At 40.1% G+C, this 15,157-nt stretch carries 8 protein-coding genes; 2 read left to right on the forward strand and 6 right to left on the reverse strand.

The genetic code is table 11. The features are described from left to right. Positions 1-79: 79 nt before the first annotated feature. From BSAG_RS08920 to BSAG_RS08905, 4 genes are all read right to left on the reverse strand, one after another. On the reverse strand, positions 80-1,801 hold the full coding sequence (locus BSAG_RS08920; protein ID WP_004323104.1) for a hypothetical protein: 1,722 nt from the start codon (positions 1,799-1,801) through the stop codon (positions 80-82). 20 nt (positions 1,802-1,821) lie between these two features. Then, on the reverse strand, positions 1,822-4,839 hold the full coding sequence (locus BSAG_RS08915) for a tetratricopeptide repeat protein (RefSeq protein ID WP_008016629.1): 3,018 nt from the start codon (positions 4,837-4,839) through the stop codon (positions 1,822-1,824). A 23-nt stretch (positions 4,840-4,862) separates the two neighbouring features. Next, positions 4,863-6,173: an ATP-binding protein gene (locus BSAG_RS08910; protein ID WP_004315096.1), complete on the reverse strand. Its 1,311-nt coding sequence runs from the start codon at positions 6,171-6,173 to the stop codon at positions 4,863-4,865. Between the two features lie 754 nt (positions 6,174-6,927). Next, a complete protein-coding gene (locus BSAG_RS08905; protein ID WP_008770568.1) occupies positions 6,928-7,452 on the reverse strand; it encodes an NUDIX hydrolase in 525 nt (174 codons plus the stop codon). A gap of 213 nt (positions 7,453-7,665) precedes the next feature. On the opposite strand from BSAG_RS08905, the gene ahpC reads away from it, so the two are divergent. Then, complete coding sequence (gene ahpC, locus BSAG_RS08900) at positions 7,666-8,232, forward strand: alkyl hydroperoxide reductase subunit C (protein ID WP_004307892.1); 567 nt, start codon at positions 7,666-7,668, stop codon at positions 8,230-8,232. An 84-nt stretch (positions 8,233-8,316) separates the two neighbouring features. After that, positions 8,317-9,867 (forward strand): alkyl hydroperoxide reductase subunit F, encoded by a 1,551-nt coding sequence (gene ahpF, locus BSAG_RS08895; protein ID WP_004307893.1) that lies wholly within the window; start codon positions 8,317-8,319, stop codon positions 9,865-9,867. A gap of 250 nt (positions 9,868-10,117) precedes the next feature. Here the strand turns inward: ahpF and BSAG_RS08890 are convergent, their stop codons facing one another. Both BSAG_RS08890 and BSAG_RS08885 read right to left on the reverse strand, forming a co-directional pair. Beyond that, complete coding sequence (locus tag BSAG_RS08890; protein ID WP_004307894.1) at positions 10,118-10,825, reverse strand: hypothetical protein; 708 nt, start codon at positions 10,823-10,825, stop codon at positions 10,118-10,120. 187 nt (positions 10,826-11,012) lie between these two features. Beyond that, positions 11,013-14,960 carry a two-component regulator propeller domain-containing protein gene (locus tag BSAG_RS08885; RefSeq protein ID WP_008016627.1) on the reverse strand — a complete coding sequence of 1,316 codons (3,948 nt, stop codon included), beginning with the start codon at positions 14,958-14,960 and terminating at the stop codon, positions 11,013-11,015. Positions 14,961-15,157: the final 197 nt, after the last annotated feature.

A 15,157-nucleotide genomic window follows, 5' to 3' on the forward strand; every position in this document is an offset into this window, starting at 1 on the left:
CATCCCTATGGGAGATGCCCTCTTTTTTATGAGATGAGTGTCTCGTGTTATAACTGTTACTGTGATTTATTGATAAACTTTAGAACCGGAAACTCAATCCTCCTAAGAAATTGAATCCTTCCGTAGGATAACCTAAATAATATTGATATTTCTTGTTCAGCAGGTTATGTACTTGAGCATAAACGGATACTCCTTTGAATACATTATAGCTGGCTCCGATATGCAAATCATTAATTGCGGTCATTTTTGCATATTCTTTCACTTCTTTCCGGCTGATGTAATCATAACCTAGATTTATGTTAAGAGCAGAGATCGGATGAATACGTACATTGAAAGACATTTCACTGACTGGTTTCACAGCCAACAGATATTCCTCTGTTTTGCTGTCCCAATTACGGTAAGTATATTTAGCTGATATTCCGAGGATATCTTTGTAATCGTAACTGATTTCACCGCCAAGGTAGAGATTTTCTGTATTATCTTGAGCAAAAGAAAGGTAAGAACCTGAATGAATATTACTTGGGTCAAAACCTAAATAAGATAAGTCGTTCTTTAGATTCTGATAACCACCGAACACGTTGAACCAAAGTCCCGGATAAGGGCTTGCTTTGAATCCGATACTACCGTTGATTTGCTCGTAAGTATCATAAGGACGTTGTACGTATCCCAAAGTGGCAGTGGTATTTGCCTCCGGCAGTTCACCGTAAGGACAGATACTTTCTAATCTGCGGAAATCATTCAATTGCTTACCGCCGGTTGCTTTTGCATAAACAATGTAGCTATCAGAAAAAATATACTGTGCAGTGATATCGGGTGAGATACGGAAAGACTTGTCAAATCCGAAAGATAAATCTACATTGGCTCCGATATGCAGTTTCCAGTCATCATTATCCAGTTCGTAATATGGATTTAAAAGAAGCGTTGTGTAGTTTTTGAAGTATTCATCTCCGGTGGAAACATTCTTTGTATATCCGTTGTAGAGAAGATTGTTCATTTCCAAAGCGATAGTTATTAATTGTTGGTCGCCGATAGCTCCCGTGACATCGCCTTTGGTGCGTATGATTGTTTCCTTGATACCTGTATTGGCTTCAGATTCATTGAACATGTTATGTTGACGTTCATACATCAACAGATTTGTTTCTGCGTTGAAACGCAGTGGGGCAGTCTCATCAGTGAAATGAATGCCCGCATGGAAGTCACCGGATGTGAATTTCTGCTTGCTGTTTACGCTTTCCGGTTGGAAGTTGAAGTTGCTCAATCCGAAGTTTCCGGCAATATTTAAGTCCAGTTTATTAAATTGGTGTGTGTAATCTACATTTGCGCGTGTGCGATAATAAAATGCATTCCATTTTTCGGAGTCTGTGAAAGGAAGCGTTAGTTTACCATCCATTCCATCCATTTGGAAACGTACATTCAATTTGTCTTTCTGCGACAGACGGAATAGATAATTGGCAAGAATATCCAAATTGCCATAATTACCATATCCGGCACGTACATATCCCGGGGTAGTGCCGGGTTGAACTTCTTTTCCGGTATAGGGGCGCATCAGGCCTGCCGGAACGGAAGTGGCCGGAAAGAATGTTGTAGCATATTCTACTTCTTTCTTGCTCACTGTCGGTTCTTCTACTTTAGGCAGGACGTTCACTTTCGAAGCATCCATAATGTCCGGGTTATATTCTTGTTCCACAACGACCGTGCGGGTCATTGTTGTATCCTTCGGTTGGGTGGTTTGGGCTTGAAGGCAGGATGGCATTGAGATTGCCAATGCGAGTCCTCTTATTATATAATGAGATCGTTTCATACTTTTCTATTTTTTTATTCTCAATTCTCAACTTTCAATTTACTAAGTCTGCTTTCAATCATGCTTTCAATATCGTCATTCCCTTGATAATTTTGTTGCAGACTTAGCAGATATTGGCGTGCGTCCAGATCTTTACCCGTAGCATGATAGACGTCGGATAGAAGGATAAAACTGCGCGCTAGCCAATAAGCATGTGGCGTACTCTGTTCTATATAGTTGAGCAACTCTTTCTCTGCAGCGGCATATTCTTTTGCGTCGTAGAGGGATTGTGCAACCTGATATTTAGCTTCGGCACCGTAAGAGTTACGTGTGTCTTTGGCCAGTTCACGATAGTCTTCCATTGCTTTCTTGTCAGCCTTTTGCTTGGTGTAGGCTTTAGCACGGTAATAAAGAGCTTCATTTCTTAGCTCCGGACTAAGTTTGGCTTCTGCAAGCAGGTCGGTAGCTGCATGGATGGTTTCTATATCATCTCGTAATAGGAAGGCGCAACGCAGAATACCCGTTTCAGCAAGTTGGCGGCGCTCTACGTTGGTTGCTTTTTCTTTCAGCATTTTGTAGCTAGCCAATGCTTCAGCCATATTTTGCTGGTTGAATTGCACTTCAGCACGCAAGATTAGTGCTTCTTCTGCAAACGGATTGTTTGGATATTCCAACAACTTACCGGAATGTAGAAGAATCATATCATAATTCTTCTGCTCGTTTCCGATCAGGCAGAGATAATAATGTGCGTTCAGGCTGAAGGCTCCTTCCGGGAAAGTTTGCAGGTATTTGTTGAGGCTTGTTTTGGCTTCTTCCATTCTGCCTCGTGCATAAATCTTTTCTGCGGCGGCATACGTAAGCGAGTCTTGTTCGTTAGCATCGAAACGGATGTGTCCTGGCATGGCATTTGCTAAAGCAGCAAATTCGTCGATGCGGTTGAGATCCACATAAATAGATTTCAAATCACGCATGGCAAGGCGTGCTTCTTCACTGCCCGGATATTTTTCGATAACCTGTTTGTAGGCTTCGATTGCTTGGTTGTAATCTCCTTTTTGGTAATATAATAATCCGATTTCGGCGGCAGCTTTCCTGCTGACCGGACTTTCAGGATATTTAGTCAGCAATTCTTTGAAAGAAGTAATGGCTTGGTTGTTGTTATCCATGAGAACATAGGAACGCCCTTTCTCGTAAATAGCGTTTACGGCATAAGGAGAAGCAGGGTACTTTCCTACCAGACGGTTCAGCAAGGTAATCTTACCGGTATAGTCTTTCTGCAGACCGGATACAAGAGCCAGCTGATAGAAAGAATAGTCTCCGGAAGAAGTATTCATCTGTTCGGCTTGCGAATAATACTGTTTGGCTTCTTCAAAGTTACGTACATGCAGGTGGCAGTCACCAATACGATTGTATGCATCGGCAAGTGCGGTTGCATTTTCGCCTTTCTCCAGTTGAATGTATTTTTGGAAGTAATTGCTTGCTTGCGTATAGTCTTTCCGGTGGAAAGCGATATACCCTAAGTTATAATTGGCAAGCGCATACATTTCGTTATTGGGTTGGGTGGTGAGTTGCAGATAAGCATTAAAATCACGTGCGGCTTCTACCATTCGGTTTAGACGGTAATAGGATTCTCCGCACCAATAGTAAGCGTCTGCCTTGGTCTGACGATTGTATTGTCCGATGGCAATGGATTGGTTCAGATATTTCAGAGCTTGTTCGAAGTCGGCGTTAGCGAAAGATTGAGTTCCTAATTGGAACAGTATCTTCTGTTTGGCTTCCAATATTTGCGCGCTTGGTTTGGCAATCCGGTCGATTGATTTCAAAGCTGCATCGTAGCTACGTGTATTCATATAAACTTCTACCAGGTAGCTGCTGACTTTTTCAGCGTATGGAGAAGTCGGAAATTCATTCAGGAATTTCTCGAAGGCAGTAACTGATTCACCGAAAGCGGAGAAAGAAGTCTCGTGCAGGCAAAGAGCGTAATTGTAAGCTGCCTGTTCCTTGATTTGCATATTAGCATTGGAGGCGGCTGCCTGTTCAAAAGCCATGCGTGCTTTGTTTTTTTCTGCCAGTTGCAGATAAGAGAGTCCCATGTGGAGATATGCATTTTGGGTAAGGGCATCGTTGTCAGTTGTCACCTTACCTAATGTTTCGGCTGCTTTGGAGTATACTTTTGTTTGGTAGTAGGAGAGACCCAGCATATAAAGGGCATCGCGGCGGGGAGCCGAGCGATCCTTATTCAGGTAATTGTTGAATGCTTCTACGGCTTGGTGATATTGTCCGAAATGGTAATAGGCATCTCCCAGAATACGGTACATTTCTGCAGCGTGCTCGTTGTTCGGGTAGGCTGACAGGTAGTTTTGTGCTACAATTTGTGCCTTATCATAGTTTTTGAGCTGCGTATAAATTTCGGCTATGTAATAAGGGACGAGTGCTTTGTACTTCGAGTCGTCCTGTAAGGGAAGGAAACCTTTCAATGCTTCACTATAACGTTTTTGTGTATAGCGGATGTAGGAAAGATAGTAATCACAATCTTTGGCGTATTTGGGGCTGTTGGCACGCAAAGTTTCAAACCAGATGGCTGCTTCTCTTAGATTATCGGTTTTCAGATAACAGGTAGCCAGTTGGTAGGTGCAGTCGTCCCGTTCTTCATTACCTAACAAATCGAGGTCGGCAGAGTTGAAAAGTGCCAGTGCTTCATCATATTTTCCTTCGTAGAAATAGCAGGAGGCTAACAGCGCATAAATACGGTTAGCGTATGGAGTATCAGGATAACGGTCAAGGTATTTGCGGAGGAGTTCGATGCGGTTTTTGTCTTTCAGTTCGTAAGCCGAACTGACCAGCATATACTCTGCGTCCTGAAGAAGGCTGGCTGCAGGTTTTTGTTTTACAAATGCTTTCAATGCCGGCAGAGCAGCTGCATAATTTCTTTCCTGGAAAAGTTCTTTCCCTTCTTTATAAAGGTTGTCAGTCGAAGTGAACTTATCACCTGTCTGGGCAAATCCTATAATGGGCGTGCAGCAGATGGCGGCACAAATGAGTCTAGTAATTTCTTTTTTCATAATCGGGTGTTTATGCAAAAGTACTACATATCTTTCAATGAGAATCCTTTGAAAGTTATTTTATAATCATTTAATTCTTTATGTAAAGTTTCTCCTTTCTTTTCCAATGCCGGGATACTTATTTTTCTCGGATTTCTTTTTACTTCTCCGATAAGTGCTGTTTTGTTAAACCGGTTGAGGGCGATCAGGTCTATTTCATTTTCTCCGTTTTTGTCCCAATAGTTACCTACGTCGGTAACTTCCTCTTCTTCAGCGATAAGTTCACGGAAATATTTTTCTAACAATAGGCCGCTGTATTGTTCATAGTTCTTTTCTACATATTCTATCAGTAAATGGTTTTTCCCCATTTCTAGTACTGCGTTGTTTGAGAAAATAAAGCGAAACCAGAATCGTAGAAAATTGTCTTGCAGGCAATAACGGGTAGCACGACTATTAGGTTTAGCGAACATCGGTTTCACTTTTTTGATTAATGAATATTCATCCTCAAGGTTGGCTAAATAGGAACCGGTGTTTTTATTGATGATGGAATCAATCTCTCGTTGTGTTGTTTTTCCTTCTGCAATGAGAGATAGGATAGAAAAATAATTGGCATAGTCTTTCCCGAACTCGGAAATCAACATGTCTTTGCCTTCTGTCAGAAATGGTGAGCCTTCGGAAAGCGCATAATTTATCATGGCAGTTTTATTAAATGCTTTCGCTTCCATCAATAGGGTGATGTATTTGGCTACTCCACCTGTCAGCAAATACAAGCAAAGCAAATCTTCCGATGTGAATTGGGGGGCATGGTCTGCTAGAATCTCTTTGATAACGGTGGTGGTGAATGGATGCAGAGAAATTCGGGCGGTAAGGCGTCCGTATAGTGGCTCCTTGCGGTCTTCGAATATTCTTTTCATCATTGAATAAACGGAACCGCATACAATGAAATTGATTTTGGAAGTCGCGTGATATTGGTCCCAAATACGTTGTATGTCACTGACGATAGACGGATTGATATAGAGAAATTCTTGAAATTCGTCAATGATTAATGTGAAATTTTCCTTTTGGGAATGTTGCATCAGCAGTTCAAAGAGCTGTGCGAACTCTCTGATTTCTCCATAGATACGAATGCCAAGCGTTTCCTGAATGACAGGTTGATATTGTGCGCAAAGCAGGACTTCACTCTTTCTTGCTACAAATATATATACGAATCGGGTGTCTTTGACAGACTCTAAGAGTAGAGCTGTTTTTCCGATTCGTCGGCGTCCGGTCATTACAGTAAAGCAAGCGCTCGTTTGTGATTGCTTTTTAGCTGCATACAGTATCGCCATTTCTTTCTTTCGGTCGTAGAACTTCATATTATTGCTATCTTAATGGCAGTTAATTTAATGGCCATTAAATTAATGGTGGTTACAAAGATAACACAATATGTTGTATTTTGTTCATTTATAGTAATATAATATGATTGTTTAAGATTATGTGATAAATTACTTTGATCTATTTGGTTGAGATGAACTTCTATTTTACAAATACATCAATTGGCTACTGAAAAATGGCCCATCTTAAGAAAAGGAATATTTAAACGAGAATAAAAGGCGTAATTACTGGGAGGATTGAGAAATATAAAAAAACGCAGAGATTTGTAGGTGCGAAATTCTTTCTTTTTGTTATATGAGATGTTTGTCGATTAAATTGTAATGCTTTTCTTCTTTTTCACTTGTTGTGTAAACTGAAATGTGGTTAGAAACTGGCATTTTGTTGTTTGTTGCCTTTTCGATATTTGTGATGAAATAGAAGAAAAACGGTCTTAATTTTCCCTTATTTGTCTTCCTCACCGAGCAAAAGCTGCTTCGTCGGTGAGAAAGGAAGCGTTCCTCGGTGGGGAAGAACTCCTTGGTTTTAAACCAACGAATCTTTTCTTGATAGAAAAAGATGCATATTCGACTTGAATTTATACGGTATTAGCCTGTGATTTTGCATACAGTTGCATGTTTTTATGCATTTTATTCTCCAGATCATTATTTTTTTATCTGATGTTTTGGAGGAATATCTTAAAAATGGGACATAACTATAGATGAAATACTCTCAATCTATCAGGCTGATGAGATTATCTTAGCGGCATTGAGCTAGAAACAAGCTAAGTCCGCGACGGATAGAATCCAACCCAAAATCTTCCGGATGAATCTCGGAGAGAGGTAGGAAGAAAGAATCTGCTACATCATCCATGGCGGAGAAATGGCTCATGTCTTCTACGGTGCAGAGAAAAAACATATCAAGTGTGTGTACAGGAAAACCTGAATAGACATAAATATTGGGAAGTGAAAACTGGTAAATAGCTTTTTTTACCTTCAATCCGGTTTCTTCCAGCACTTCACGGGCTACGCCTTCTTCACCTGTCTCGTTCATATCGATAAATCCTCCGGGAAGGTCGAGAGTTCCCTTTGCCGGCTCTTTAGCACGCCGGCAGACAAGCAGTTCATTTTTCTCATTCAAGATGAGTGCTACTGTGGCGGCAGAAGGATTGAAATAATAGACAAAGCCGCAATCTGCACATTTTTTAGATTTCTCGTTGTTAATCTCAAAATGAGAGGAACCACATTTAGGGCAATATAAGAATTGGTCAAGAGGATGTTCCATAATCGTATATATTTTCCAGTTTTTTTGTTTATGCATGCAAAGGTATAAAATGCTTTTATTAATTTCATCTATCACCGCATAGAAATATTCGATTGGGCTTTTTTTGCAAAGGCGGGGTTTCTGCCTTTATCTTTGCATCAGAAACAAAAAACAAAACGTTGTTTCTGATGTTATAAGTCAAATCAATTAATAACAATAAAAGCAATAAAGATTATGGAACCAATTTTAAATTCTCAACTTCCTGAATTCAGCGTTCAGGCTTTTCACAACGGAGCTTTCAAGACTGTAACCAACAATGACCTGAAAGGTAAATGGGCGATTCTTTTCTTCTATCCTGCTGACTTTACTTTCGTATGTCCTACTGAATTGGTGGATATGGCTGAAAAGTACGATCAGTTCAAGGCGATGGGTGTAGAGATCTATTCGGTAAGTACTGACTCTCATTTCGTGCACAAAGCTTGGCATGATGCTTCTGAAAGTATTCGCAAGATTCAATATCCGATGTTGGCAGACCCGACTGGCGCTTTGAGCCGTGCACTGGGTGTATATATCGAAGAAGAGGGTATGGCTTATCGCGGTACATTCGTTGTCAATCCGGAAGGAAAGATTAAAGTGGTGGAACTGAATGATAACAATATTGGCCGTGATGCAAGTGAATTGCTTCGTAAGGTGGAAGCTGCACAGTTTGTAGCCAGCCATGACGGAGAAGTTTGCCCGGCTAAATGGAAGAAGGGTGAGTCTACCCTGAAACCAAGCATTGACCTGGTAGGTAAGATTTGATAGATCTTGATAATGGTGATTATGGGAGGCCGGTAACGAGAGACGCTGCCGGCCTTTCTTTTAAAAAAATGAAAGGAAAAAGATATGTTAGAATCTGCATTAAAAGAACAACTAAAGGGTATTTTTGCTGGGCTGGAGGCAAACTTTACTTTTGATATATCCGTATCATCCAGCCACGAAAACAAAACAGAATTATTGGAGTTGCTGGGAGATGTAGCGGATTGTTCCGATCATATCACTTGCTCGGTGAATGAGGGAGAAGCATTGAAGTTTACTTTATTAAAGAATAGTGATCGTACCGGAATCACATTCCGGGGTATTCCTAACGGACATGAGTTCACATCATTGCTTTTGGCTATCCTGAATCTGGACGGCAAAGGAAAGAACTTTCCCGATGAGGCCGTTTGCAACCGTGTGAAAGCACTGAAAGGCCCGATACATCTGACCACTTATGTTTCGTTGACTTGTACGAACTGCCCTGACGTAGTGCAGGCTCTGAATGCAATGACTACTTTGAATCCGGCTATTACGCATGAAATGGTAGACGGTGCGCTTTATCAGGATGAAGTAGATGCACTGAAGATACAAGGAGTACCCTCTGTCTTTGCAGATGGAAAATTGCTTCATGTAGGCCGTGGTGAATTTGGCGAATTGCTTGCCAAGTTGGAAGATCAATATGGTATTGACGAAACCAAAGCGAATGCAGAGGTGAAAGAATATGATGTGATTGTAGTCGGTGGAGGACCTGCAGGAGTATCAGCAGCTATTTATTCTGCCCGTAAAGGACTCCGTGTAGCTATCGTGGCCGAGCGTGTTGGCGGACAGGTAAAAGAAACGGTGGGTATTGAAAATCTAATTTCTGTTCCGGAAACGACAGGAAATGAACTTGCCGATAATCTGAAAACTCACTTGTTGCGTTATCCGGTGGATTTGCTGGAGCATCGTAAAGTAGAAAAAGTAGAAGTGGTTGGAAAACAAAAGCAGATCACTACCTCTGTTGGGGAGAAATTCCTGGCTCCGGCACTGATTATTGCAACTGGTGCAAGCTGGCGTAAACTGAATGTTCCGGGAGAAGCGGAGTATATCGGTCGTGGTGTCGCTTTCTGTCCTCATTGTGATGGGCCGTTTTATAAAGGAAAGCATGTAGCGGTAGTAGGTGGTGGAAATTCCGGCATTGAGGCAGCCATTGACTTGGCCGGTATCTGCTCCAAAGTCACTGTTTTTGAATTTATGGATGAGTTGAAAGCGGACAGTGTACTTCAAGAGCGACTTAAATCATTGCCGAATGTGGAAGTGTTTGCAAGTTCACAGACTACGGAAGTGATAGGAAATGGTGATAAACTGACTGCCCTGCGCATCAAAGATCGCAAAACGGAAGAAGAACGTTTGGTTGAGTTGGATGGTGTATTTGTACAAATTGGGCTTTCTGCGAATAGCAGTGTATTCCGCGACATAGTGGAAACCAACCGTCTGGGCGAAATCATGATTGATGCACATTGCCGTACGAATGTGACGGGTATCTATGCAGCCGGAGATGTTTCTACGGTTCCTTATAAGCAAATTATTATCTCTATGGGCGAAGGAGCGAAAGCTGCGCTTTCTGCATTTGACGATAGAGTGAGAGGGATTATCTGATTGATGTATTCAGATATAAAAAGCACATAAACAAAACATTAGCAAGAGGAGAAATGACTCCTCTAAAAAATACCCCCGTTACAGATTTGTAGCGAGGGCTATTTTATATTTAGAGAGCATGACCTTCATCAACTGCTCTATCCTGCGCATTGAGACAAATGTTCATGAATATCCGAGAAAGTGAAATGAACGTTGTTCTCATGGTATGTAATTGGGGGGATTTTAAGAAATGTGTACTAAGTTCATTTATTTAGTCATGATATGTATATCTGACGAAATCAAACAATCCGGAATTTTCCTGTTGTGCCGGTTGTTCTCCAATAAATTTAAGATTCTCTACACTGCAAAAAATATGGAATGCAATGTCTTTCCCAAATTCCAGTTGAAGTTCATGTTTAGGTTCGTTGTCTATTAACCAGGTGATGTAATAGTTCCCGTTTTTTAATGTCAGATCAATTTCGAACAGATGCCATCCGGTCTTGATTACTACAGGAACGGAAGAAAAAGGATATGCCTGCGATGTCATATAAGCAATCATTTCGTTGGGAGCTGCATTTAACTCCTTGCGAACTGTGTCTTTACCATATCCGACTTCAAAATCCAATTCATGTTGGTCGTCATGGTATATCCACGAACCCACGCTACATTGATCTCCTATTCCCATTTGCGGGATATGAGTACGCCAGGTATATCTTCCTGTTGTATAAATCCGTTCTACAGTATGAACCTTTTTCCGATCCACCGAGTTAGCTCGGGTAAAGATCCGTAAGTAGCCATTCTCTAATATGCATTGATTATCCGGGTTGTTATCCTGATGTCCGTATTTCCATCCATCCAGATTGTTGAAGTTCCATTCTTTGTTTGGCGGATTTTTAGTACTGATGTCATTGGTCTGTTGCTGTGCAAAGCAAAGGCCGCAAATGCATATTAGTAACAGAGTTAAATAGTAGTTTCTCATAATAATTGAATTTAAGTGTATTCGTTTTCTATCAATTGCTTGCTGCAAAAGTAGTCGAATACCTTATTCTACTCATCAGATTTTAGTCATTTCAAATCATGAAACGTCCAAATCTGCACTGGAAATCTTAATCGCTCTGTTCCGGGAAGTATAATTTCTATATAAATGATAAACTAAAGTGCTGAATCTATTCTGATTGTTGTTGGGTGGAACCATGTTGTGCTCTGAATTGAGAAGGAGTCATTCCTTTCATTTCTTTAAATAACGTACTGAAATATCGTTGATAAGTGAAACCTACCTGCTCTGATATTTCAGTAATGCTCATGTCAGACTGAATTAAAAGAATGATTGCTTTGTCGATTCTTCTACGATTGATATAATCGTTTGCTCCCATGCCGGTCAGTTCCTTGATCTTATTATATAAGGATGTCCGGCTCATAGCCATTTGAGCAGTCAGGAATTTTACGTCCAGATCTGGTTGAGACAGATTCTGATCGATCATTTCATTCAATTTAATCATAAATTGTTCATCCGCATTGCTGAAAGTAGCCTCTTGCGGAGACAGAATGAATTGATTGCCCCTGTATCTGGATTTAATATATTCACGATTTCTCATCTGGTTCTGGATCACGCTAAGGAGCATTTCCATTTCAAATGGTTTGGGCAAATAGGCATCGGCTCCTAATTTGTATCCTAACATCTGGCTTTCAGAATCGGCTCTGGCGGTAAGTAGAATAACAGGGATATGGCTAATATTCAGATTCTCTTTAATTTCCTTGCATAGCTGATAGCCATTCATTTGTGGCATCATTACATCACTTACTATAATGTCCGGTTGCTGTTGCTTAATAACTTCCAGCGCTACTAATCCATTTTCTGCCTGATAGATCTTCTTGAATTTATCCTTAAGAGCATTTTTTAAGAATTCCCTTAAGTCCTGTTTATCTTCTACAATCAACAGTGAGTATCCTTGTAGAGAGAAAGCTCCGGATTCTATTTTCTCTTCTTCCTCCGGAGAACTTAAAAGTTCGTTGAGGTAGGAATGTTGAGGACATGATACTTCTTGTTCTTGTAGATTAGCCGGTATTTCATAAAAGAATGTGGCCCCTCTGTCTTCATTATTGAAAGCCCCCATCCTGCCTCCATGCAGGTCAATCAACATTTTAGCATAAGATAAACCGATACCACTTCCTCCCTCATTATGTTTGCCTTGGTAGAAACGGGTAAAGAGCTTCTTTATATCTACATTATCCAATCCAATTCCCTGGTCTTGTACGTGTACTTGTATACTTTCATTTGTACGGATGGTTTTTATAACAATACGAGTCTGATTAGGACTATATTTCAAAGCATTCATAATCAGATTGGAAAGAACAACTTTGCATTTAGTGTCATCATACGCGATAGATTGTATACTGTCGTCAAAGTCGTATGTAATTTCAATTTCTTTGGCTTTAGATGCAGTTTGAAATGTTTCTGCCACTTCCTGTATCCACTTGTGTAAAGGATGCGAAGAGATGTGTAGCACTTCCTGTCCTACCTCCATTTTGCGTGCATCAAGCACAATGTTGATAATATCTTTCATCTGATTCGCCTGTTTGAATGCTCCCTGTAGATATTCCGGTAGCTCGTCTTGCTTCACCTCTTTATTTAGAATTCGTTTCAGGGAAGCATAGATGAGTGTCAAAGGGGTACGTAGCTCATGGCTGATATTGATTAAGAAGCGTATTTTCTCTTCATATATCTTCTTCTCATGTTCCCGCATCTCACGTTTCAGCCGATTTTCTTTTTTTCTTATCAAACTAAAGAAGACCACTCCTGCCACTAAAAATGCAAAGAAAATGCATAGTATAATAAACCAGATAGATTTCCACCAAGGAGGTGAGACTATAATAGTTAAGATCTCTATCGGCTGGCTCCATTCACCGTTGGAGGTGTCGCAGGATACGCTGATGGTATATTCTCCTGATGCTAATGTACCCAATTCGAGTGTCTGGAGATAACTCTCGATCACCATTTTGTCTTTTCCTGTGATGACATACCGGAAAAGGTGTTTTCGGAAGGAGTTCTTTTCGTCAGCAATCACTTTAATGTTGAACGATGAATGATTCCAAGGAATCGAAATACAGTTATTATTAACCTGTTTCAGAGTTGATTTACCATTCAGTTTTACTTCAAGTAGCTTGAGAATAGGAGACGAATTACTTTCGAAAATAATATCCGTATTAATGCGTACCAGTCCCATAGTACCTCCCATATACAGATTGGGAGTACGAAGAGCAGGAATAGGGGTAAATATCAATTCGTTGGAAGGAACTCCATCGGATTCGTCCAGGATAACAAAACGTTTTTCGTTGATAATATACGCAAAGAACATGTTCTGCGCTCCTATCCAGACTTTTCCTTTTTTATCATAGGCAAGGCTGGATACACTGTTGAACAAGTTGGTATGTATTTTTTCTGTTTTTCCAGTCTGTTTATTATAGAAGAGCAGTCCGAAATTACTTCCTATCCAAAAGTTACCTTTATCATCCCGGCAGGCCGATGTGAAATCATCTCCCTCTTTCATATTGACTAATGAAGATAGTTCGTTAGTTTTGAAGTTTAGTTTAAACAGGTTATTGGTTCCCATTAGATACAGATGCGTATCGTCGGAATAAATTGCCTGCATAGCTATTTGGCGTTGAATGTCTATTTGGGGCGCGTAGAGAATAGATGTTTGCCGGGTATGCTTGTTGTAGATATAGACTTTTGCTCCTAATATGTAAATATTATCTTTTGTAGCATATAGATTTACCAAATCACCGGATGAAAATTCTCTTTTCGAAATAGAGTCATTGATAATGGGAAAAGGTTGCATCTGTGCGGTTCTCTTATTAAAGGTAAAGACCCCTTTATTAAAACATGATAATAAGAGCTCATTTTCAGAAAAATCTGTGATAGAGGTAACTTTCTCCCCGTATGTAGTAGGGTAATGATGAAATGTATTCGTTTTTTGGTCAAATGAGTTGATACCTCCTCCGTCTGTTCCAATCCAAAGCAATGTATCCTTATCTTCAAAGATGCTAACCACGGTACGTTCGCTAACTCCATTGGGATTGTTCAGTGGAACATCTTTATAGGTTTTGATGAACACTTTCTTAATGGCGAATAATCCTCCGTGTATACTGCCTATCCATATATTGTCCATCTGATCTTTATACAGCCGGTAGATAGAGTTATTCGGCAAGGATTGTTCATCATCGGAAATATGTTTAAGATGAGAGAACTTCATAGTCTGGAAGTCAAGTATGTTGATACCTCCTCCGTCAGTAGCTATCCAAAGTTGGTTGTCTTTTTCAAGAAAATCAAAAATGATATCGTTGTTGAGCCCGGAATTTTTGGTGGATAAACTGAAAAGCCTTTTCCCCTCTTTCGAGTAGCAGGCTATTCCTTTGCCATAGAATGATACCCAAAGCCGGTTTTGAGAGTCAACAAATATGGTGTTTATCTCACGCTCTTTTACAAATGGACATCGATACATTTTCTTTTTTATCAAGTCGTACATCCAAAGTCCGTCTTTTTTACTACTGGTTATCAGCATATCGGGACTCCACTGAAAGATGCGATTGATACATTTTAACTTGTCTCCATCGATGTCGGGGAAGATCGTCGTAATACTTTTATCCGTCAGATTGTATTGGTATAAAGTTTCTTCTCCTCCAAACAGGAAATTGTCACCTATTTGAAGATAAGACCAAGCGTTAAATGGCTTCCCGTTATATTTCAATGGCTGAAACTGATTTTCTGCTTTATTGTAGATGGCAATTCCTTTATTGGTAGAAACGTATAAATCGCCTAAACGATCCTCTGTAATAAAACGAATGAAATTGTCGGGCAATGAGTTGGGCTGCTCCCGGTCATGAAAATAACTTTTCAGTTCAGATTGGTCATAACTATTTAATCCCCATTTGGTACCTATCCATATTACTCCTAAATGATCTCTGTAAATGCACTGCACTCTTGATTGTGACAATCCCTGTTCCAAAGAAATTTGTCTGAAGTAGTAGTCTTGTTGTTCAGCCTTTGTAGAAAGAACAAAGAATAATATCCAGATTAGAAAAGAATACCTCTTTAGTACGTGTGCTTTTGACATAGTTATGTTCTTTTGATAGAGCAAATATAAAAGAAGTTATGAAACTGTACAATAGATTTCATCTTCTTTTGTCCACAAAGCTCATTAGATAGCTAGAAAGGATATTCAGAATGATCCTTTTGAACAGTAGCGGACTAATTATGGATGTTATTTGATCTCTATTTCCATGCTTTGCGCCTATATTTGCACAGTTAACA

The organism is Bacteroides sp. D1 (assembly GCF_000157095.2).
GTDB lineage: Bacteria > Bacteroidota > Bacteroidia > Bacteroidales > Bacteroidaceae > Bacteroides > Bacteroides xylanisolvens.

What these genes read in the sequence shown, in the direction of transcription:
- BSAG_RS08910 (WP_004315096.1), bottom strand. Translation starts at nt 6,173, where the DNA reads ATGAAGTTCTACGACCGAAAGAAAGAAATGGCGATACTGTATGCAGCT.
- BSAG_RS08920 (WP_004323104.1), bottom strand. Translation starts at nt 1,801, where the DNA reads ATGAAACGATCTCATTATATAATAAGAGGACTCGCATTGGCAATCTCA.
- BSAG_RS08890 (WP_004307894.1), bottom strand. Translation starts at nt 10,825, where the DNA reads ATGAGAAACTACTATTTAACTCTGTTACTAATATGCATTTGCGGCCTT.
- BSAG_RS08885 (WP_008016627.1), bottom strand. Translation starts at nt 14,960, where the DNA reads ATGTCAAAAGCACACGTACTAAAGAGGTATTCTTTTCTAATCTGGATA.
- ahpF (WP_004307893.1), top strand. Translation starts at nt 8,317, where the DNA reads ATGTTAGAATCTGCATTAAAAGAACAACTAAAGGGTATTTTTGCTGGG.
- ahpC (WP_004307892.1), top strand. Translation starts at nt 7,666, where the DNA reads ATGGAACCAATTTTAAATTCTCAACTTCCTGAATTCAGCGTTCAGGCT.
- BSAG_RS08915 (WP_008016629.1), bottom strand. Translation starts at nt 4,839, where the DNA reads ATGAAAAAAGAAATTACTAGACTCATTTGTGCCGCCATCTGCTGCACG.
- BSAG_RS08905 (WP_008770568.1), bottom strand. Translation starts at nt 7,452, where the DNA reads ATGGAACATCCTCTTGACCAATTCTTATATTGCCCTAAATGTGGTTCC.